At 33.4% G+C, this 21626-nt stretch carries 23 protein-coding genes; 12 read left to right on the top strand and 11 right to left on the bottom strand.

Annotation, left to right across the window (positions count from 1 at the left end; genetic code table 11):
* The first annotated feature begins 126 nt into the window (after positions 1–126).
* Genes mnmA through ASC72_RS02495 form a run of 4 tightly spaced genes read left to right on the top strand, consistent with a single transcriptional unit; the run spans position 127 to position 4355 of the window.
* On the top strand, positions 127–1314 hold the full coding sequence (gene mnmA / locus ASC72_RS02510; RefSeq protein WP_056186200.1) for a tRNA 2-thiouridine(34) synthase MnmA: 1188 nt from the start codon (positions 127–129) through the stop codon (positions 1312–1314).
* 45 nt (positions 1315–1359) lie between these two features.
* Positions 1360–2967, top strand: a complete 1608-nt coding sequence (locus tag ASC72_RS02505; RefSeq protein ID WP_056186197.1) for a S8 family serine peptidase — start codon at positions 1360–1362, stop codon at positions 2965–2967.
* Between the two features lie 12 nt (positions 2968–2979).
* Positions 2980–3924, top strand: a complete 945-nt coding sequence (locus ASC72_RS02500) for a nitronate monooxygenase family protein (protein WP_056186193.1) — start codon at positions 2980–2982, stop codon at positions 3922–3924.
* A 20-nt stretch (positions 3925–3944) separates the two neighbouring features.
* Positions 3945–4355 (top strand): hypothetical protein, encoded by a 411-nt coding sequence (locus ASC72_RS02495; protein WP_056186190.1) that lies wholly within the window; start codon positions 3945–3947, stop codon positions 4353–4355.
* Between the two features lie 127 nt (positions 4356–4482).
* On the opposite strand, the gene ASC72_RS02490 is transcribed toward ASC72_RS02495, so the two are convergent.
* On the bottom strand, positions 4483–4917 hold the full coding sequence (locus tag ASC72_RS02490; protein ID WP_056186186.1) for a DUF4268 domain-containing protein: 435 nt from the start codon (positions 4915–4917) through the stop codon (positions 4483–4485).
* A 92-nt stretch (positions 4918–5009) separates the two neighbouring features.
* Here ASC72_RS02490 and ASC72_RS02485 point away from each other — a divergent pair, with 92 nt between their 5' ends.
* Together ASC72_RS02485 and ASC72_RS02480 are read left to right on the top strand one after the other, a co-directional pair.
* Positions 5010–5660: a CoA pyrophosphatase gene (locus ASC72_RS02485; protein ID WP_056186183.1), complete on the top strand. Its 651-nt coding sequence runs from the start codon at positions 5010–5012 to the stop codon at positions 5658–5660.
* Positions 5661–5785: 125 nt separating this feature from the next.
* Positions 5786–6616 (top strand): 1-acyl-sn-glycerol-3-phosphate acyltransferase, encoded by an 831-nt coding sequence (locus tag ASC72_RS02480; RefSeq protein WP_056186179.1) that lies wholly within the window; start codon positions 5786–5788, stop codon positions 6614–6616.
* 110 nt (positions 6617–6726) lie between these two features.
* Here the strand turns inward: ASC72_RS02480 and ASC72_RS02475 are convergent, their stop codons facing one another.
* The 3 genes from ASC72_RS02475 to ASC72_RS02465 form a co-directional block, all read right to left on the bottom strand.
* Positions 6727–7359 (bottom strand): hypothetical protein, encoded by a 633-nt coding sequence (locus ASC72_RS02475; RefSeq protein ID WP_056186176.1) that lies wholly within the window; start codon positions 7357–7359, stop codon positions 6727–6729.
* Positions 7360–7367: 8 nt separating this feature from the next.
* On the bottom strand, positions 7368–7862 hold the full coding sequence (locus tag ASC72_RS02470; RefSeq protein ID WP_026982022.1) for an RNA polymerase sigma factor: 495 nt from the start codon (positions 7860–7862) through the stop codon (positions 7368–7370).
* A gap of 118 nt (positions 7863–7980) precedes the next feature.
* Positions 7981–9042, bottom strand: coding sequence for a DUF3810 domain-containing protein (locus ASC72_RS02465; protein ID WP_056186173.1), 1062 nt, complete (start codon positions 9040–9042; stop codon positions 7981–7983).
* Positions 9043–9287: 245 nt separating this feature from the next.
* On the opposite strand from ASC72_RS02465, the gene ASC72_RS02460 reads away from it, so the two are divergent.
* Positions 9288–10748, top strand: coding sequence for an aminoacyl-histidine dipeptidase (locus ASC72_RS02460; protein ID WP_056186170.1), 1461 nt, complete (start codon positions 9288–9290; stop codon positions 10746–10748).
* Positions 10749–11011: 263 nt separating this feature from the next.
* Here the strand turns inward: ASC72_RS02460 and ASC72_RS02455 are convergent, their stop codons facing one another.
* The 5 genes from ASC72_RS02455 to ASC72_RS02435 form a co-directional block, all read right to left on the bottom strand.
* Entirely contained in the window at positions 11012–11350 is a 339-nt protein-coding gene (locus ASC72_RS02455; RefSeq protein ID WP_056186168.1) for a DHCW motif cupin fold protein, read from the bottom strand.
* A gap of 102 nt (positions 11351–11452) precedes the next feature.
* Entirely contained in the window at positions 11453–12226 is a 774-nt protein-coding gene (locus ASC72_RS02450) for a carboxypeptidase-like regulatory domain-containing protein (RefSeq protein WP_056186165.1), read from the bottom strand.
* Positions 12227–12480: 254 nt separating this feature from the next.
* Positions 12481–14391, bottom strand: a complete 1911-nt coding sequence (locus ASC72_RS02445) for a DEAD/DEAH box helicase (RefSeq protein WP_056186161.1) — start codon at positions 14389–14391, stop codon at positions 12481–12483.
* Between the two features lie 194 nt (positions 14392–14585).
* Positions 14586–15164 (bottom strand): non-canonical purine NTP diphosphatase, encoded by a 579-nt coding sequence (locus ASC72_RS02440; protein WP_056186875.1) that lies wholly within the window; start codon positions 15162–15164, stop codon positions 14586–14588.
* A gap of 13 nt (positions 15165–15177) precedes the next feature.
* Positions 15178–15543 (bottom strand): DUF2809 domain-containing protein, encoded by a 366-nt coding sequence (locus ASC72_RS02435; RefSeq protein WP_056186157.1) that lies wholly within the window; start codon positions 15541–15543, stop codon positions 15178–15180.
* Between the two features lie 122 nt (positions 15544–15665).
* Between ASC72_RS02435 and ASC72_RS02430 the strand changes: the two genes are divergently transcribed.
* The 3 genes from ASC72_RS02430 (at position 15666) to ASC72_RS02420 (ending at position 17934) form a co-directional block, all read left to right on the top strand.
* Positions 15666–16844 carry a glycoside hydrolase family 88 protein gene (locus ASC72_RS02430; protein WP_056186154.1) on the top strand — a complete coding sequence of 393 codons (1179 nt, stop codon included), beginning with the start codon at positions 15666–15668 and terminating at the stop codon, positions 16842–16844.
* A 12-nt stretch (positions 16845–16856) separates the two neighbouring features.
* Positions 16857–17264, top strand: coding sequence for a hypothetical protein (locus tag ASC72_RS02425; protein WP_056186150.1), 408 nt, complete (start codon positions 16857–16859; stop codon positions 17262–17264).
* 238 nt (positions 17265–17502) lie between these two features.
* Positions 17503–17934, top strand: coding sequence for a hypothetical protein (locus tag ASC72_RS02420; RefSeq protein ID WP_056186147.1), 432 nt, complete (start codon positions 17503–17505; stop codon positions 17932–17934).
* Between the two features lie 82 nt (positions 17935–18016).
* Here ASC72_RS02420 and ASC72_RS02415 read toward each other — a convergent pair whose 3' ends face one another.
* Positions 18017–19528: an FMN-binding glutamate synthase family protein gene (locus ASC72_RS02415; RefSeq protein WP_056186143.1), complete on the bottom strand. Its 1512-nt coding sequence runs from the start codon at positions 19526–19528 to the stop codon at positions 18017–18019.
* A 27-nt stretch (positions 19529–19555) separates the two neighbouring features.
* Positions 19556–20338 (bottom strand): NYN domain-containing protein, encoded by a 783-nt coding sequence (locus tag ASC72_RS02410; protein WP_056186141.1) that lies wholly within the window; start codon positions 20336–20338, stop codon positions 19556–19558.
* 202 nt (positions 20339–20540) lie between these two features.
* Here ASC72_RS02410 and ASC72_RS02405 point away from each other — a divergent pair, with 202 nt between their 5' ends.
* Both ASC72_RS02405 and azu read left to right on the top strand, forming a co-directional pair.
* On the top strand, positions 20541–20990 hold the full coding sequence (locus tag ASC72_RS02405; protein ID WP_056186138.1) for an Rrf2 family transcriptional regulator: 450 nt from the start codon (positions 20541–20543) through the stop codon (positions 20988–20990).
* A gap of 25 nt (positions 20991–21015) precedes the next feature.
* The gene (gene azu, locus ASC72_RS02400) at positions 21016–21534 is read left to right on the top strand and encodes an azurin (RefSeq protein ID WP_056186135.1); all 519 of its coding nucleotides are present in this window, start codon (positions 21016–21018) and stop codon (positions 21532–21534) included.
* The last annotated feature ends 92 nt before the right edge of the window (positions 21535–21626 follow it).

Below are 21626 nucleotides of genomic sequence, written 5' to 3'. Positions count from 1 at the left end.
TTAAAAGTAATTAAAAAAAACGATAGGTTTTGTCTACTGCGGGATTATATAAACTAATCGAAACTACTGCAAAAATCAAAAATAGGACTTATCTTTGCACCCTTGTAAAAATATAAACGATTTAGAATGAAACGTGTAGTTGTTGGACTTTCTGGTGGAGTAGATTCGAGTGTTGCAGCCTATTTGTTGCAGCAACAAGGATACGAAGTTATTGGCCTTTTTATGAAAAACTGGCACGATGACTCGGTTACTATTTCTAACGAATGTCCTTGGTTAGAGGATAGTAATGATGCCTTACTGGTTGCTGAAAAACTCGGAATACCGTTTCAAACTGTTGATTTAAGCGAGGAATACAAAGAAAAAATCGTTGATTATATGTTCAACGAATACGAAAAAGGGAGAACTCCAAATCCTGATGTACTTTGCAACCGCGAAATCAAATTTGATGTTTTCATGAAAATTGCCTTAAGTCTTGGTGCTGATTATGTAGCAACCGGACATTATTGCCAAAAAAATGAAATTGAAGTTGATGGAAAACCCGTTTATCAATTGATAGCCGGCGCTGACAATAATAAAGATCAGTCGTATTTTTTATGTCAATTGTCACAGGAACAATTGGCAAAATCATTATTTCCAATCGGTGCTTTAACAAAACCGGAAGTGCGTGAAATCGCTGCTGAAATGGATTTAGTAACGGCTGAAAAGAAAGATTCTCAAGGATTATGTTTTATCGGAAAAGTACGTTTACCGGAATTTTTGCAACAAAAGTTACAACCAAAAGAAGGTAAAATTGTTCAGATCGATAAGAATGACCCGATTTACAATATTGAAAAACCAGCAGGTTTATCAGTAGAAGAGGAGTTGAAATTAGAAGCTCAAAAGCTAAATTATCTTCCAACAATGGGAAAAGTAGTTGGGAAACATCAAGGTGCCCATTATTTTACCATTGGTCAAAGAAAAGGCCTGAATGTTGGTGGAACAACTGATCCGTTGTTTATTATTGCGACTAATGTTGAAACTAATACGATCTATACAGGTTTAACCAGTAATCATCCGGGATTATTCAAAAAAGCTTTATTTATCGAAAAATCTGAAGTGCATTGGATTCGTACCGATTTGACTTTAAAAGTAGGTGAGACTATGGAAGTAATGGCGAGAATTCGTTACCGTCAGCCTCTTCAAAAAGCTACTTTACACCAATTTGAAGATGGAATGTATGTTGGTTTTGATGAGCCACAATCTGCTATTACTGAAGGTCAGTTTGTTGCCTGGTATTTCGATAATGAATTAGTTGGTTCGGGAGTAATTTCTTAGCTTTATACTTTTTTACGGAGGTTTTCCTTTAAAAAAAAGTAAACTATGAAATACGGTTTCACGTTTCTTTTATTATTTGTTTTTTCTGCGATGTTTTCGCAAGAAGAGGCATGGGTTTATTTTAAAGATAAGCCAGGTTCGCAACTGTTTTTAGACAAACCTTTAGATATGCTTACGCAACGTTCTTTAGACCGAAGAACGAATCAGAATATTGCTTTAAACACTACTGATGTTCCTGTAGAAAAAAGTTATGTTAGTCAAATAAAAGCGAGTTCAGGAATTACCATTATGGCGAAGTCAAAATGGTTGAATGCACTTCATATTCGTGGAACTCAGGCTACTATTCTGGCACTTAAATCATTTTCATTTGTTGATAAAATTGTTTTTGCTAATAGAACCTTGAATACTACTTCTAAAAAAGTTTCGGAGCATAAACAAGTTCAAACGAACGACAAACTTAAAACTACTATTGATTATGCTTATGGAAATTCAACAAGTCAAATTCAGATGCTTAACGGACAGGCTCTACATAAGCAGAATTATACAGGCAGCGGAAAAATAATTGCTGTATTGGATGCAGGTTTTCCAGGCGTAAACACAGCTCAGCCTTTTCAAAATTTACAAACTAAAAATCAGATTTTGGGAGGTTATGATTTTGTGAATCGAAATACTAATTTTTATACAGGAGATGATCACGGAACATTAGTGCTTTCAACAATGGGAGGTTATAAAGAAAATGCATTGGTAGGTACAGCTCCGGATGCCTCGTATTATTTATTCATAACCGAAAATGATGCTACTGAAAATCCGGTCGAAGAATCGTTATGGGTTGAAGCAGCAGAAAAAGCCGATAGTTTAGGTGTTGATATTATTACAACTTCGTTAGGCTATTTTACAGGATTTACGAATCCAAATTATAACCATATTTATAGTGATATGGATGGCAGTACCAATTTTATTTCTCGCGGTGCAGAAATTGCATTTAGTAAAGGAATCATTGTGGTGGCTTCGGCTGGAAATGAAGGCAGAACAGCTGAACCACATATTGGTGGTCCGGCAGATGCTGTTTCAGTTATCACAGTCGGTTCTGTAGATGCTGCAAAAATAAAATCTAATTTCAGTTCGATTGGTCCGAGTTTCGATGGTCGAATAAAACCAGATGTAATGGCGCAGGGAACTGCTACAGTAGTTTCTGATGCTTCAGGTACTATTGGAACTTCTAACGGAACTTCATTTTCATGTCCGGTAATGGCTGGAATGATTGCATGTTTATGGCAGGCTTTTCCAATAAAAACAAATAAGGAAATTCGACAAATGCTTTTAGAAATTTCGGATCGATATGCAAATCCAAATAATGATTATGGATATGGAATTCCGAATTTCGGATCTACTTTAGGAGTTGAAAATTTTCAGGTTTCTTCGGATTTTTCAGTATTTCCGAATCCAGCTAAAAATTTTGTTTCTTTTTCTTTTTCAAATGAAAATTACGACGCATTAGTCTCAATTTACTCCGTTTTAGGGCAAAAAATAATCGAAAAACAAATTACAAATCAAAACCCAATTCTTTCTGTAGAGGCCCTAAACAGCGGACTATATTTCTATACTTTTGATGCTGAAGGTTTGCATAAAACAGGAAAGATAATCAAACAATAACAGCCTTTTTGCATGAATAAAATTACCCAACTCTTCAATATAAAATATCCAATAATTCAAGGCGGAATGATCTGGAATAGCGGTTATAAACTGGCTTCTGCGGTTAGTAATTCAGGTGGTTTAGGTCTTATTGGTGCCGGTTCCATGTACCCCGAAGTTTTACGCGAGCACATTCAAAAATGCAAAAAAGCGACTGACAAACCTTTTGGTGTTAATATTCCGATGTTATATCCAAACCTTGAAGAAATCATAAATATTGTCGTTGAAGAAGGAGTAAGGATTGTTTTTACTTCAGCAGGAAATCCTAAAACCTGGACTTCTTTTCTTAAGGAAAAAGGAATAACAGTTGTTCATGTTGTGAGTAGTAGTGTTTTTGCCTTAAAAGCACAAGAAGCAGGAGTAGATGCTATTGTTGCAGAAGGTTTTGAAGCCGGCGGACACAACGGGCGTGATGAAACTACAACGCTGACTTTGATTCCGATGGTAAAAGAAAAAATTCAGATTCCGATTATTGCCGCGGGTGGTATTGCGACCGGAAGAGGAATGTTGGCCACGATGATATTAGGCGCAGATGGAGTTCAGGTTGGAAGTCGTTTCGCAGCTTCTTTAGAATCTTCGGCGCACAATAATTTCAAGGAAACAATAGTTAATAGTAAAGAAGGGGATACTCATTTGACCTTGAAAGAATTAGCTCCGGTACGTTTGATTAAAAATAAGTTTTACCAGGATGTTCAGGAATTATATGAAAAATGTCCTTCTAAAGAAGATTTAATCCAGCTTTTAGGCCGTGCCAGAGCTAAAAAAGGAATGTTTGAGGGTGATCTCGAAGAAGGAGAACTTGAAATTGGACAAATCTCAGGATTGATTCATGAAATTCTTCCAGTCAAACAAATTATTCAACAAATGATGGTCGAATTTGAAGCTGCCTGCAAAGAAAAAGCTAAATTTGAGTTTTAATTATCTGCAAGAAATACAATATGAATTTTATACGAACCTACATAATATTACTTTTTTTAGCATTTGGTCTGCAACAGGTTCAGAGTCAGTCTTATCAATTTAAAACTTCTGGATTTAGTGTTTTAGAAAAAAACGAAAGAGGAAAGTGGGGTGATTGGTCGAATCTTGACTTAGTGAATTTATCCGTAATTCTGGATACTAATAAGCATCGAATTGTAGTTTATTCGCAGGAAATTCAACTTTTTAATATTTTGAATTACATTGAGAGAGAAGAAAACGATACTGATATTGTTTATTCTTTCATATGTAAAGACAATGATGGACGAGAATGCAAGTTATCTATTATTACACGTAAAAAGCAAGAATACCGTAAACAACTTTATATTAACTACGACGATCATATTATCGTTTATAATATGTCTAGTGTGTAATTTATTAGGAAATCAAGAATTAATACTTTTAGATAAAATAACAAACCCGATAAGTTCAAAATGCTTATCGGGTTTTATTGTTATAAAAAATCTTAGAAACTTAGCGTCTCAGAACCTCAGAACCTTCCTAAGAAATATCCTTAATAAACTCATCATACTCCAGATAAAACATTTCCAGTGCATTCATTTTTTCAAAAAAGAAATCGAAAATAGTATCCCAATTATTGCGATTACTAAAACCAACTCCTTGTTTTTCAACCCAAATTCGGCTAATGGTTTTACTGCTTTCTAAAGTGTAGTTTTTCTCGTAAACCAAATCAGAAACAAATTCTTCTTCCAGAATATTTTTTAAAGCTTCTATTTTTTCGAAGTAAGCATTTCGTTTTTCATCACTTCTGTGCTCGATATCAATTAAAACCTGGGCTTTTTTGTTATCAACGAAAAATTTAAAAGAAAAGTCTTTTATTTTAGTGTCATAAAGAACCCATTTGCGTGGATATTTTTCGGCGAAAGCCACCCAAAATTCTCTTTTTATCTTTTGTGATTCTTCTCTGCTGTACATTTTTATGGGCTTTGATTCTGGAAAACTTGTGAAACTGTGTTTTCTGGAGTATATTTATATTTTATATGAAAATACAAAAATAAACTTTGAAGATGAATTTTCAAGATTTTTTGCAATATGTTCCTAATTTAATTCCAGTTGAATTGCCGGCAAATTTGGCCCACCTTAAAATGGCTCCAAAAGGACGCCTTGAAGAACTTAGAAGTATTGATTTAAAAACAAAAAATCCCAGAATAGCAGCCGTAATGATGTTGTTTTATCCTAAAAATGATGAAACGCATTTAGTTTTAATTGTAAGGAATGCTTATAATGGCGTTCATTCCTCTCAAATTGCCTTTCCTGGAGGGAAATATGAAATTTCAGATATCAATTTTGAAGAAACTGCTCTGCGTGAAACGGAAGAAGAAGTTGGTGTTTCATTGGAAAAAATTGAAATAATTAAGAAGTTTACACCGGTTTATATTCCGCCAAGTAATTTTTTAGTGCATCCTTTTTTAGGAATTGCAAAAGAAGAACTTTCATTTTATCCTGACATCAGAGAAGTTGCTGATATTATTGAACTACCTTTATCTGTCTTTTTAGACGATGAAATAATTATCGAAACCACATTGTCAACTTCTTATGCTATCGATATCTTAGTTCCTGCATTTAATATTCAAAATCATATTGTCTGGGGAGCAACTGCTATGATTTTGAGCGAACTGAGAGAAGTCTTAAAAATAACTTTTGGAGAAAAACTCTAAAGACAATAAAATAACAATTTAGTATTCATTACATTAACAACTTCTGGTTGAAATTGTTTAAAACTGTCGCTAAAAGAATAATTTTTGTATGTTTGCGACTTAACAAAAAAATACAAAACGTAGCTATGGGATTGTTTAAACGAAATCCTTTCGGACATATATTATTCATCAAGAAATGGTTAATCCGTATTTTGGGTGCCATGACGCATAGAAGATATAGGGGTTTTAATGAATTACAGATCGAAGGATCTGAGATTATTAAAACATTGCCGGATACGAATGTATTATTTATATCCAATCATCAGACTTATTTTGCCGATGTTGTAGCAATGTTTCATGTGTTTAACGCAAGTTTAAGCGGACGTCAGGATACAATTAAAAATATCGGTTATTTATGGCAACCGAAGATGAACTTATATTATGTTGCTGCCAAAGAAACAATGAAAGCCGGTTTATTACCTAGAATTATGGCTTATGCGGGCGCTATAACAGTTGAAAGAACCTGGCGTGCTAAAGGTGTTGACGTGACTGAAAAAAGAGACGTAAATCCAAATGATACTGAGAATATCAGAATTGCCCTTGCAGATGGTTGGGTAATTACGTTTCCGCAAGGAACTACAAAATCATTCAAACCAGTTCGTAAAGGAACTGCACATATAATTAAGCAACACAAACCTATTGTTATTCCGATTGTTATTGACGGTTTCCGTCGCTCATTTGATAAAAAGGGATTACGAACTAAGAAAAAAGGAATTCTTCAATCGTTCATTATCAAAGAACCACTTGATATTGATTATGAAAACGATACAATTGAAGAGATTGTAGAAAAAGTAGAGTACGCTATAGAACAACATCCATCATTTTTAAAAGTTATTCCAGCCGAAGTAATTAAGGTGGAGGAAGAGCTTAACGAAATGAGAAGATGGAGTTACAAGGCCCCAGAAAATGAAAATTAGATTTGTAAATATTTGTTAGGTTCGGCAAAAACTTAGGAGGTTACTATTTCTTCTATAGATTCAAAAAGAACACCTTTGAACCTTTGCCTCTCTGAGTCTTCGTACCTCCTTTAAAAATCAATTTTCTTCAACTCTTTATAATTAGTATATAGTCTTCTTAATAGCGTTCCGTAAAGTAATCTATAGAAACACCAGAATAATCCAAAAAAGGCACAGGCAACTAAAAATGCTATTCCGAAAGTTATAATCATAGCTTTGCCATTTGCGGCTAATTTTTCTCTTATAAGAGCCATATCCGGATTATATACAAAAGTGACAAAGAAGGTTAATATTGCTATTATAACGACTATTCCGAGATTATACCAAACATAATATTGTACTGTTTTGCGAGTTCTTAAGATAGCACTCATTAATGATTTTGTGGCAACTGTCGTTGAAATTGTAGTATAGTTTTTATAGAAAATAAATATGAAAACCAATCCAACTAAATAATTAAGATAAGTCAGGTATTCAAGTGCATTGACAATTTCCTGATGATTGGTTTTTTGCAAAACATCATCAGTATTAAAAAACAAGTTTGAAAAAGTCCAAAACGAAATTTCTAAAATACTGATTATTAAAATCCACTTCACTATTGAAGATGATTTTTTGTGAATCATTCTGTAGATTTCTTTTTCAGAAATTTGCTCAAAAGAATCCGAGTTCTTTTTCCAGTCTTTTTTTAATAAATCCAGTTCTTTCATAATAATTTTTAAGGATTTAGTATTTTTTTAAGTTTCCCTTTAATTCTGTTCATTTTCACACGCGCATTCACTTCGCTGATTCCTAAGGTCTCGGCTATTTCTTGATAATCTTTGTCTTCTAAATACATAAAAACTAATGCTTTTTCGATGTCATTAAGCTGATAAACGGCTTTATACATCAATTTAATCTGTTCTTCCTCTTCATAATTGTAGTCAACATCTTTTACAAAATGCTGATGACTTTCATATTCTACTGTCGATATGGTTCTTTTGGTTTTTCGATATAAGGTAATGGCTGTATTTAAAGCCACACGATACGTCCAGGTCGAAAATTTACTGTCGCCCCTAAATTTTGGATATGCTTTCCAGAGCTGAATGGTAATTTCCTGAAACAAGTCTTTGTGAGCGTCTTCGCCAGCAGTATATAATCTACAAATCTTGTGGATTATATTCTGATTAGCCTTCAATTGCGCAACAAATGACTGTTCTAAATTTTCGCTCATAAAGTATTAGTAGTATTGTAATAAATTTTGTTACAATGTGATTTAATTTTTTTGCCACAAGATTAAGAGATTCTAAAAGATTAATCATTTTAATCCTATAATCAGTGGCGAAAAATTATTATAATTTTCTGGTTTTATAATAATTCACCATCAAATCTACAAATTTGCTGTAACTATCCATGCCGTCTTTTTGATTGTTTGTTTTTAGGAAATTGTCATAAAGAACACGGAAACCTTCATCAATAAAAGTATCATACTGTTTCCAGAAATCATGGCTTTCCTGATAGTTTTTTAAGATTCCGACATGCGTTTGTTTTTTTAACTGTTCGAAAATTTTCTCGTTTTTAACTTGCCAAATTCCCAAACAATAGCGCAAAGCAAAACTATATCCTGAATATTGAAAATACAAATTATCATTTTTAACAGAAGCTAAAACTCCAATAAAATTACACTCGCTTTCGCTGGCATAACCCATTTGATGTGCCATTTCATGACAAGTTGTGACAGGGAAATTATACATTGGGAGTAAATCATTTACTTGTGCTTCATTCGTAAATGGATTTAAATAACCGCCAAATCCCATATAAGTCAAAGGAAGACTAAAAAGAGATTTTTTGACGCTCAAAATTTCATATTTAAAATAAGGATGTTCTTTAGCCAGATTGTTATATCCGTTCAGGTTCATCTGAAAAACTTTCTTTTGAGAGTACGGAAAAACTATTTTTGCACTGTCATTTTTGGTTATCTGAAACTGAATTTCGTTGGTTTTTAAAATTAGTTTTTTGGTGAAAGTCAATAATTCGGCATCAGTATATTCTCTTTTGATTTCCATTTTTTCGAAAAGCGGTTCGCGATAATAATTGAAAGCCCACAATAGATGAAAGAAAAAGTAAAAAACAGAAATTTTGCCAAAGATTTTTAATAGATGGTCTTTCCAATTCGCTTTCCATGTTTTTCGGATTTGCCAAAACCAGCTAATTACAGACAAGATTAAAATAATATAAATAAGATCACCAATCGAAAACGAAATTTTACCTAACACTATTCGTAAGAAATGTGAAATTCTGATATATAAATTGTTGCTATACGCACCTTCGACAAAATCCGGAAAAAAGGGAAGGATTTTTAGAAAGATAATTTGAATGACTAGAAATAAGGGTAAAATATATTTTGATTTCACATCGTAAATTTTGGATACGTAAATATAAATACAATATTAACTGATTTGAAAAAAGTTAGCCACGAATTCCACTAATTTTTACTAATTAATGATTTGCTTTGTTTTTAATTCAATAAAATACTAAATTTTTTTTATCCGATTTTAGAGCCGTTATAATTAGTGCTAATTCGTGAAATTTGTGGCAAAAAAGAATTTAAACTTTGTAACTTTGAAGTTCTTAATTGTTAAACTTCAAACAAAATATAATGAGTCAGGAAATAAGAAATCTGGAACCAAAAGCGCTATGGAATAAGTTTGCCGATTTAAACGCAGTTCCGCGTCCGTCAAAAAAAGAAGAACGTGTGATCGAGTTTATGAAAAACTTTGGAAACAGCTTAGGTTTAGAAACTTTTGAAGACGAAATTCGAAATGTAATTATCAGAAAACCGGCAACTCCGGGAATGGAAAACCGTAAAGCAATTGTAATGCAGGGACATCTTGATATGGTGCACCAAAAGAATGCAGATACAATTTTTGATTTCGATACACAAGGAATTGATATGTATGTTGATGGTGATTGGGTTCGTGCTCGCGGTACAACGCTTGGTGCTGATAACGGATTAGGAGTAGCAACAATTATGGCTATTTTAGAAAGCAAAGATATTCCGCATCCGGCAATCGAAGCTTTGTTTACAATTGACGAAGAAACAGGAATGACTGGTGCTTTAAACTTAAAAGGCGGAATTCTGCAAGGTCAGATTTTATTAAACCTGGACACAGAAGAAGATGATGAAATAGATATTGGTTGTGCTGGTGGAATCGATGTAACGGCTACAAGAACGTATCATGAAGAAGAAGTTCCGGAAGGTTCTGTTGGTCATCTTATTACCGTAAAAGGCTTAAATGGAGGTCATTCAGGAATGGATATCAACAAAGGTTTAGGAAACGCGAATAAAATTATGAACCGTTTATTATTTGATGCTTTTGAAAACTTTGGTTTGCAGGTTGCTGAAATTAACGGAGGAAGTTTACGTAATGCGATTCCGAGAGAAAGCGTTGCAAAGGTAATTATTTCTGAAATGTTTGATGAAGCTTACATTTTTGATATGCAGGAAATTATCAACGATATTAAAACGGAATATAAAACAACTGAACCAAATCTTTCAATTGAAATCGTAAAATGCGATTTACCAGAAAAAGTAATGGATTTAGGAGTTCAGGAAGGAATCATCAGAGCGATTTATGCGGCTCATAATGGTGTTTATAGAATGAGCGCTGATATGGAAAATCTAGTTGAAACTTCAAATAATATTGCCAGAGTTATCATAAAAGACGGTGAAATATTGATTGGATGTTTAACCCGTTCTTCTGTAGAGACTTCAAAATTTGATTTGGCCAATTCACTTCGTTCTGCTTTCGAATTAGTTGGTTGCGAAGTTGAACTTTCTGGTTCATACCCGGGCTGGACACCAAATGTAAATTCTGAAATATTAGATACTTTGGTTGGAATTTATGAAAAACAAAACGGTGAGAAACCAAAAGTGGTAGCTTGTCACGCTGGTTTAGAATGTGGAATTCTTGGAACAAATTATCCTGATATGGATATGATTTCTTTTGGGCCAACAATTCACGGTGCACATTCACCTGACGAAAGAGCAAGCATTTTATCTGCTCAAAAATATTGGAAATTTGTATTAGAAATTCTTTCTAATATTCCGGTTAAATAAAAAAAGTCTCAGTTTTTTCAGTCGCAGTTTTCAGTTCTAATAATAACTGAAAACTGCGACTAGGACTGAAAACTTAAAATTAATCTCTCTTAGGAGAATTTTTCTTTTCTCGTTTCTCCTCTTTCTTTTCCTTAGCCGTTTTTAACGGTTCTTTTTTTGCTGTTTTTTTAGCATCTTGACTCTTTGCCATATTATTTAAATTAAGTTAATTTTTCTTTGAATGTAAGTAAATGTAATTATAATATTCTGAATTGTTTAGACTATTACTTTAAAAAATCACCATCAATTATTAATAATTCAACACCTTTAGCAGTTATAGAGCGGTGAGAGCTAACATCATCAGATACCACATAGGTCATTCCTTTACCTAGTTTAAACTTTTTTCCATCTTCTAATTCGCTAATAAATTCGCCTTCAAGACAATGTACAATATGTCCTTTTTGACACCAATGATCCGCAACATAATTTTCAGAGTAAGTCACTTTTCGAATGCGTAAACCGCCCAATTGGATGGTTTGCCAATATGCAGTTCCGGTTTCTCCCGCATGTTCAGTTTTTGAAATTTGGGTCCAGTCAATTGTTTGAAAAGGTATTTTAGGCATGGTGTTTTTATATCAGTTTGTCAAATATAGGTCTAAAATAAAAAAAAACCTCAATACTAATTGTGTAATGAGGATTATATATTTTGATTGTATGTCGAATTTCTAATTTCGCTTTAAAACTTTATATTGTTCGTAACAACCACTAATGGCGTCCAGAATTTGTAGATCATTTGCAGATTGAATAAAAGAATCAGAATAGTTGCAGCGTTGTAAAATTTCGGGAATTTCATCTTTGCTTATACCTAAAAGTACCGAAAGCGTTTCACGATCATATTTCGATTCCAGAAGATTTCGAATAGTGTCGTCTTTTTTCATATCTTTTAATTTCTTGAGTTCTCTTCCGTTTTTTCCAAAGAAATTATATAGCATATCTGCGGGATTAAAAATAGATCCCAGTACTTTTCCAAAGGCATTTGGTGCATATTCTCCTGCTTCATATCCTTGTGTAAGACCAGAAATACTATAACGGTAATTTTCTTTAGTTGGAATTAATTTAGAATCAATTTCAAGATATCCTGTTAAATTAAAAGGAGCAATAACGACTTCTTCCAAAGCAATCGCTTTTTCGGTAAGCTGAATTCTTGTTACTTTATTTTTTATCCAGTCATTAGTTACTCTGATTCGCAGAGACTGAAATCCTAAAAGGGAGAAATGCAATGTGTCATTTGGTTGCACATCAATCTCAAAATATCCTTTACCATCAGACTGTGCACCACGTACTTTGTTTGTGTTAATGATATTTACATTAGGAATAGGCTGTTTACTATTATCGTTGTAGATATAACCAGAAACTCTCTGAGGAGTTGTAGGTTCCGTTTCTTGTGCGAAACTGATGGTCGATATTAGTATAAAAAAGAAAACTGCGAAATATTTCATATCCTGATTTAAAGCATTAAAAGTAGTAAATCGGGATTAAATATTTCGCAGTCCTCGAATATAATTATCAGAAAATTAACAAAGGAAAGAAGAGTTGCTTTTAGTATTTAACTAAAAAGGGAATAAGAAGATTTAAATTAAATGGTTTTGAATTATAAAACGTATTAATTTAAAAAAGTTTTTAAATAAAAAAAATCCCAAATTCCAATTAGTATGGGATTTGGGATTTTTATATTTAAAAGAAAATTAAAAGATTAATCTCTTCTTGGTCTTCTTGGTCTTGGTGAATCACCAAAGCTTTCAGAACGTCTTGGAGCTCTGTCTGAACCTCCTTCAGTTCTTGGAGTTGAACTTCTAAAACCACCTTCTCTTTTAGGAGCAGATGAATTTCTGTCGCTTCTGAAACCACCTTCTCTTGGAGCTGAATTTCTGTCGCTTTTGAATCCACCACCAGAACCTTCGCGTCTTGGAGCAAAGCTTCCTTCACGTCTTGGTCCGCCAGAGCTTCTTCCGCCGCCAGAACGTCCGTTATGGTCACGTCTTCCGCCACCATCATTTTTAGAAATTTCAACATTAATACGACGTCCTTCTAATTGTACGTTGTTTAATACTTCCATAACTTTATCAGTATGCTCAGGATCAGTGTTAAAGAAAGAGAAACCTTCTTTTACATCTACTTTGAAAACGTCATCACGACCTAAGTCTAATGTTTCTTTCAGGTAATCTTTAAGAGTCATCCAATCGAAATTATCTCTTGAACCGATGTTTACAAAATAGCGAACTGCTCCGTTATTATTGAACTCTCTTGGTTCAGAATCACTTCTTTCGCGTCTTTCTCCAGCTTGAGATGAAATATCTCTGTTCTTTTTATAGTAAGCAATAAAACGGTTAAATTCTACTGAAACCATTTTCTTGATCAATTCTTCTTTAGATAAACCTTCAAGAACGTTATTGATTGCTGGTAAATAGTTGTCAATTTCGTGATCAACTTCAGTATCTTTAATTTTGGTTGCTAAGTGCAATAATTGAATTTCGCAGATTTCGATTCCGGATGGAATAGTTTTTTCTTCGAATTTTTGTTTGATAATTCTTTCGATAGAAGAAATTTTACGCAACTCACTTTTTGTAACAATTACAATAGAAGTTCCTAATTTTCCAGCTCTACCAGTACGTCCGGAACGGTGATTGTAAGTTTCAATTTCGTCAGGAAGTTGGTAATTTACTACGTGAGTAATATTATCAACGTCAATACCACGTGCAGCAACGTCAGTAGCAACAAGCATCTGAATTTGTCTTCCACGGAAAGATTTCATTACACCATCACGTTGCGCCTGAGATAAATCTCCGTGCAATGCAGCAGCGCTGTATCCATCTTCAATTAATTTTTCAGCTACAGCTTGTGTATCTCTTTTAGTACGACAGAAAACTACAGAAAAAATATCCGGGTTCGCATCGGCTAAACGTTTTAAAGCTTCGTAACGATCACGAGCATTTACTAAGTAAAATTCGTGAGAAACTGTTGCAGAACCTGAGTTCTTAGCTCCAACAGTAATTTCAACCGGGTCGCTCATGAATTGTTTTGCAATTCTGGCAACCTCTTGTGGCATAGTTGCAGAGAACAACCATGTACTTTTTTGGTCAGGAGTATCAGATAAAATAGATACGATATCCTCATAAAATCCCATGTTCAACATTTCATCAGCCTCATCCAAAATACAGTAATCTATATTTTTAATGTTAACCAAACCTCTGTTGATCATGTCTTGCATTCTTCCAGGAGTTGCTACAATAATTTGTGCACCTCTTTTAATGTCCCTAGCTTGCTCTGTAATACTAGCCCCGCCGTAAACTGCTACCACATTAATACCTTTCTCGTATTTTGAGTAGTTTTTAAGTTCGTTGGTAATCTGTAAACAAAGTTCTCGTGTTGGCGATAAAACTAATGCTTGTGTATTTCTGTTGTCAGCATCAATTTTTTGAATTAGCGGAAAACCGAAAGCTGCCGTTTTCCCTGTCCCTGTCTGAGCCAACGCAACCATATCTGTGTCTTTTTCCAATAATAGGGGAATCGCTTTCTCCTGTACTTCTGACGGATTCTCAAATCCTAGATCTAAAATCGCCTTCAGTAACGATTCATTCAATCCTAATTGTTCAAATTTATTCATATGTGTATTTAAAATAGGGTGCAAAATTACTGTTAATATTCCATATAAACTAATGCATTTTTAAGAATTATGCATTTGTTATGATTTGATTATCAAAAAGTTATGTTTATCGCAAAATCAATTTGACAAGAAAATGAATAATTTTACGTCTAGTAATATAAATTTTACCCTTTAAAATGTTGTATTTTAAACAATTATTTTGTGGAGTTCAGGAAATCAATTAGTTGCTTAGTTGCTTTAGCACGATGGCTGATTTTATTTTTAATATCTGAGGATAACTCGGCAAATGTTTCTGAATAATTCTCAGGTTGAAATATAGGATCATATCCAAAACCGTGATTTCCTGTTTTTTCTAAAACAATCTTTCCTTTTGCTAGTCCGGTAAAAAGATGCTGTTTTCCATTTAAGTTCAAAGCAATAACGGTCTTGAACTGTGCACTACGATCTGATTTGTCTTTTAACGCATCCAAAAGTTTATTCATATTATCATCGGCATTGCGCTGTTCGCCTGCGTATCTGGCCGAATAAACACCGGGTTCACCATTTAGAGCTGTAACTTCTAAGCCGGTATCATCTGCAAAACAATCGTAACCGTATTTTTGAGTTACATAATCAGCTTTCAAAATTGCATTTCCTTCAATAGTATCAGCCGTCTCAGGAATTTCTTCAAAACATCCAATATCTTCGAGACTTAATAATTGTATCGATCCATTTAATATACTTTGTATCTCTTTAATTTTGTTTAGATTATTTGATGCAAAAACGAGTTTCATATGTTGGTATGTTTTAAGATGTTTTTTTTTTTTTTTCAATTATATAAGCGATAAAGATTCCAGAAGTATAAGCCAAAATATCACTCCAAAGAAAGCCCTGACCGAGCACATATCTTCCAAAAAGTGTTTTTCTGAGTTCAATCATCCATTCACCCTGATACAATTGTAAAAACTCTATTCCATAGCAAATCAATAAAGAAATAATTGCTATTTGTATTGCTTTTTTATTTATGAGTACTATTCGGACAAGTATATACATCATAACAGCATACAGAAGATCACCAATATATAAAGGAATTAAACTAATTTTTCTGGAGATGATGCCAAGAAAAATAATTCCCAGGAAAATGATGAAGTAGTAAAGTCTGTATTTTTTCAAATTTAAATTTTAATGGGCAAGATTAGTACTTTTCCAGGTAAACAAAAATACAAAGTTTCGGATAGATGTACTTTATTTTCTAAATTTATCAATTCAAAAAACTTTACCAAAACAATAACCACATGGATACAAGATTTACTGTAGTGATTTTAACTTTATTTCTTTCTGGAAGTATTGCTTACTCTCAAAAAAACAATTCATTTAATATTAAAAAGCAACTTGAATATTGTGCTGAACAAGCTTCAAAAACATTAAAAGTAATTCCAGATGATGGAACTTCTCCAAGAACAGTTCCGAATGGAAGCAAAGAATGGAAATTTGTTGGCTACAAAGATTGGACAAGCGGATTTTGGCCAGGAGAATTATGGTTTTTATATGAAGCAACAGGTGATAAGAAATGGGAAAAAGAAGCAGATAAATTCAGCCGATTCCTAACACCTCTGTCTGTAAGCAAAGCTGGTGACCACGATTTAGGTTTTCAGGTTTTTAATAGTTTCGGGAACGGCTATCGTTTAACTAAAAACAAGGAATATAAAGATATTATCCTGAAAACAGCTGATACTCTGGCCACACTTTTTAATCCAAAAGTCGGGACAATTCAATCGTGGCCGCATAATAAAATGGGCGGACATAATACGATTATTGATAATATGATGAATTTGGAACTTCTTTTTTGGGCTTCTAAAAATGGTGGAAATAAAAAGTTGTATGATATCGCCGTAAAACATGCCGAAACCACAATGGCCAATCATTTTAGACCAGACTATTCATCTTATCATGTTATAATTTATGATTATGAAACTGGTAAAAAAATAAAAGGAAGAACCGCGCAGGGTTATAGCGATGATAGTATGTGGGCTCGCGGGCAGGCTTGGGGTATTTACGGATTTACTATGGTTTACAGAGAAACAAAAGACCCTAAATTTTTAGATTTTGCTCATAAAATAACCCGGGTTTATTTGGATAGATTAACAACGGAAGATTTAGTTCCATACTGGGATTTTAATGCACCCGGAATTCCGAATGAACCAAGAGATGCTTCTGCGGCAGCCATTGTATCTTCGGCATTGATAGAATTAAGTTCTTATACAAAAGATAAAAAACTGAAAAACGAATATTTGACAAAATCTAAAAAAATGATTGTTTCACTTTCAAATGATTATCAAAGTCATGATGTTAATTCGGCGTTTTTACTTCATTCAACAGGCCACAAACCAGCCGGAAGTGAAATCGACTGTTCTATAAATTATGCCGATTATTATTATTTGGAAGCTCTTTTAAGACTTCAAAAATTAAAATAAATTTAAAAGATTATGATGAAGAAAATAAGCCAAATCTTATTTGCAATTATTATTGCATTGATGATTGTAAGTTGCAAAAACACCAAACAAAAACTTCAGGAATATGTTGTTTCGTACAATAAAACTGCTACAAATTTTAAAAGTGAAAATGTCACGCTAACAACTGCGAGAGGTTATATCAATGACAATAAAATCGAATTGCGATTTGAAACTGATTTAAAACAAAATGAAACCAATAAAACAGAAGCTGTAAAGGGGTTTCCTGAATTCCTGAAAGAAATGATAAACAAAGATCTAAACTTTAAAGAATTAGTTGAAGAAGGAGTGCAATTTGATGTTTATTTTTTAGCTGATGATAATACGGTTCTTGCAAAACAAATCATAAACAAAGAAGAATTAACCGAATTGTTGAAAAAATAGTTCGATTAAGTAAAGTATTTTACAAATTCCAAGCCTCTTTAAAAATTTTAGAGAGGTTTTTTTATTTAGTCCTTTTTTGAATGAAAGAACAATTTCAATTTTAGTACGAGTTTGGTTTATTATAATTAAATAAGTTGTAGTCAAATAATTACATTTTTAATTTTTATGAGCTACTATTGTTTTTGTATGGAAAGTTTGTTATGTTTGAGTTAAAAAATAACTATAAAACCAAAAAATTATGAAAAAAATTACCCAAATCGCATTTGCTTTTGCCGTTGTTCTATTGCTGGTAAGCTGTAAAAATACCAAGCAAAAAATCCAGGAACATGTTAGTAATTATAATACTTCGTCTTCTATAAAAGGAGGAAACGTTGTTAGTACAAGTGCTAAAGCATTTTTAAATGACAATAAAATTGAAATAAGAATTGAAACTAATTTAGAAGGAACTGACGCAAACAAATTAGCGTATAAGGACACTTTTCCAAGCTTGCTTAAACAAATGGTTGAAAATGACCAGATTTCTCCGGCATTAATCGAAGAAGGAGTAAAGTTTGATGTATACTTTATATCTTACAATAATATAATTCTTGCTCAGCAATTAGTTGATAAGGAAGAACTAGCAGTTATAGAAAATGGTGCTGCAGCTGGTAAAGAAACTGCAAAACTTTAATTGAAATAAATCCAAAAAACATAAATAACCAAAATATAAAAAAAGCCTCTTTGAAATTTTAACAAAGAGGCTTTTTTTATTCTTAATGTCTGGTAACGTTCGTTAATTGATCAGGGAAATACGAGTCTGATAAATTGGCAAATTCATCGCCACGCATAAATATATTAATATCAACGTCGGCAAAACTTTTCTTTCCTGCCGCTGCTAAAAGTTCATTAGCTGCATGCAAAGTATTTTTATGAAAATGATAAACACGCTCTGATTTATCAGTAACAACCAAACCTTTCATCAACATTTTATTTTGAGTTGCCACTCCGGTTGGACATTCATTATTATGACAACGTAAGGCCTGAATACAACCTAATGAAAACATAAAACCACGGGCGCTGTTGCACATATCTGCACCTAAAGCTACTGCATGTAAAATGGAGTATCCTGAAATAATTTTTCCACTTCCTATAACGCGTATTTTGTCACGAATATTTAATCCGACCAATGTTTTGTTTACAAATATCAAAGCAGGTTCAAATGGCATTCCAACTCCATCTGCAAATTCAAGAGGAGCTGCACCAGTTCCTCCTTCGGCACCATCAACGGTTATGAAATCGGGATAAATATCTTCGGCAATCATTTCATGGCAAATGGATTCAAATTCGGCTGTATTTCCAATACACAATTTAAAGCCAACTGGTTTTCCGTTTGATAATTCGCGCAACTGCGCTATAAAATGGATAAGCCCTTTGCTGTCTGAAAAAGCATGATGACCGGGTGGTGAAAGAATAGTTGTGTGTGGTTCAACACCTCTTATTTTAGCGATCTGAACCGTATTTTTTGCAGCCGGAAGTACACCTCCATGACCTGGTTTTGCGCCTTGTGAAAGTTTAATCTCAATCATTTTTACATTTGGAAGATTGGCTTTTTCTGAGAATTTTTCAGGACTGAAATTCCCATCAGCAGTGCGACAACCAAAATAACCTGTACCAATTTGCCAGGTAATATCGCCACCGCCCGCAAGATGATATTCGGTTAAACCACCTTCTCCGGTATTTTGGTAGAAATTTCCTTTTTTGGCCCCAATATTTATGGCACGAACTGCATTTTCGCTTAGCGAACCAAAACTCATAGCAGAAACATTAAATAAAGAAGCAAGATAAGGCTGTTTACAATCTTTTCCGCCAACTAAAACACGTGGTAATTCCTCATTGACTTTTGCTGGAAAAATAGAATGTTTTATTCCTTCGTAACTGTCATGATTTAAATTTAATTGCGTTCCGAAGGGTGAATTCGAATCGATATTTTTGGCCCTTTGATAAACCAGAGAACGCTGATTTCTGGAGAAAGGTTTTCCGTCAGTAGATCGTTCAATAAAATATTGTTGGATTTCCGGTGCAATCATTTCAAATAAATACCTAAAATAACCCAGAACCGGAAAGTTTCTTAAAATGGCATGTTTTTTTTGAATAGCATTATAAACACCAATGATCAATAATATAGGAAGAATAATAACAAGCAGAAAACCACGCTCAGTGTAATAATAAATTGCAGCAACAATTAGAAACAATAAGAATCCGTAAATAAAGAATTTTTTTCTCATGTTTTTAAATAATTTAAAGAGTAATAATTAATTGAATCTTAGGCGAACATACACATGTTTGATCCCTTTTTTATCTGATTCTCTTTCGTCAATTTCAAGAATGTCGGTAAGTGATTTCAGCATCGGTGTAAGTTTTGAAAAACCATAATTTCTTGGGTCAAATTCAGGTTTTTTCTTTACTATAAGATTTCCAACATCGCCTAAAAAGGCCCAGCCATCGTCGTCTTCGATATCTTCAATGGTGGCTTCGATAAGGTCGATTGTTTGTTTGTCAATTTTGTGTAAGGCTTTTTCAGCAGGTTTTTCAACTGGTTTTTTGGTAGCAGCAGCAGCGGTAGTTTTTAGTTTTTTCTTCTGAATTGCTCCATCCAAGACTTCAATATAGATAAATCTGTCACAGGCAACTATAAATGAGTTTGGGGTTTTCTTTTCGCCAATACCAATAACTTTCATGCCAGATTCACGCAAACGAATCGCCAAACGTGTAAAATCACTGTCGCTTGATACGATACAAAATCCGTCTAATTTCCCGGAATAAAGCAAATCCATTGCGTCAATAATTAAGGCAGAATCAGAAGAGTTTTTTCCAACAGTATAACTGTATTGCTGAATAGGGGTAATAGCATGTTCCAGCAAAACACCTTTCCAGCCATTTGAGTTTGGCTTTGTCCAATCGGCATAAATGCGTTTGGTGGTTGGTGTTCCAAATTTTGCTATTTCTTCCATCATGCCTTTTACATTGCTATAAGGCACGTTGTCGGCATCTATAAGAACCGCTAATTTTAAATCTTTGGAGTTGCTTAAGGGCATATCTGGATATTAAAAATTTACATTACTCCCAAAGGTAAAACTAAAATTGGTTTTTATAGGAATTTGAGATTAAATAAGTCTTTTGTATTTTATAAATTATTCTGGTTATAAATAAGCAATTTTTTTATAAAAATTAATTAAAGATAATTTTGTCTTTAATCATAAAGTGAATATATTTGTAAAGAATTTAATCATTGAATATATGTTTTCAAAAGCATGCGAGTACGGCATTCGGGCTTCTATTTTTATAGCTACCAAATCATCAGAAGGAATTCGGGTTGGAATAAAAGATGTTGCCAAAGAAATTGATTCACCTGAACCTTTTACAGCTAAAATCATGCAGATCCTTACCAAAAGCGGTATCATTGCTTCGGCTAAAGGAGTTGGTGGTGGATTCGAAGTTTCGAATGAAGTGGTGAAATCTATAAAACTGATTCAAATTGTCGATGCTATTGATGGAAATAACATATATAAAGGTTGTGGAATTGGTTTAAAGGAATGCTCAGAAACGCATCCTTGTCCGGTTCATAATGAGTTCAAAAAAATACGTGAACTGCTTTTGGCAATGCTAACCAATACTACTTTGGAACAATTGGCTTCAGGAGTAAATTCGGGAAATTTTTATTTGAAAATTCTAAATAAGAGTGAATAAAATTTTATAATATAAATACATAACAATGAATAAGAAAATCAAAATTTCGATGCTTTTACTGATGGGAACTTTAGCTATTACTTCTTGTGGAAAGAAAGAAAATGTTCCAACAGAACAACCAACAGGAGCAACAGAAACACCGTCAGATGAAGGTCAAAAACCAGTAGTAAGTAATGTTCTTGTTATTGAAGGAAACGATCAAATGCAATTTAGTACCAATGAATTACGAGCCGAAGCCGGAAAACCAATTACGTTGACCTTAAAACACGTTGGTAAAATTCCAAAAGAAGCCATGGGACATAATTTGGTTATTTTACAGGAAGGAACAGATGAAGCTGCTTTTGCGGCAAAAGCAATTAATGCAAAAGACACAGATTATATTCCAGCTTCAGAAAAAGCTTCAATTATTGCACACACTAAACTGCTTGGTGGAGGAGAGGAAGACACAATAGAATTTACTATAAATAAAAAAGGAACTTATAACTTTTTATGTACTTTTCCAGGGCATGTTGCTATGATGAAAGGTGTGTTAATTGTAGAATAAAGTCAAACTCTAATGCTTTTAGGTATTAGAGTTTTTTAATAATTTAATAAAAGATAAATTTATCTTTTATAGATAAGAACAAGTAAAAAATA

It is taken from the genome of Flavobacterium sp. Root420 (assembly GCF_001427905.1).
Taxonomy (GTDB): Bacteria; Bacteroidota; Bacteroidia; order Flavobacteriales; family Flavobacteriaceae; genus Flavobacterium.
This window is presented reverse-complemented; position numbering and strand designations above follow the sequence as displayed.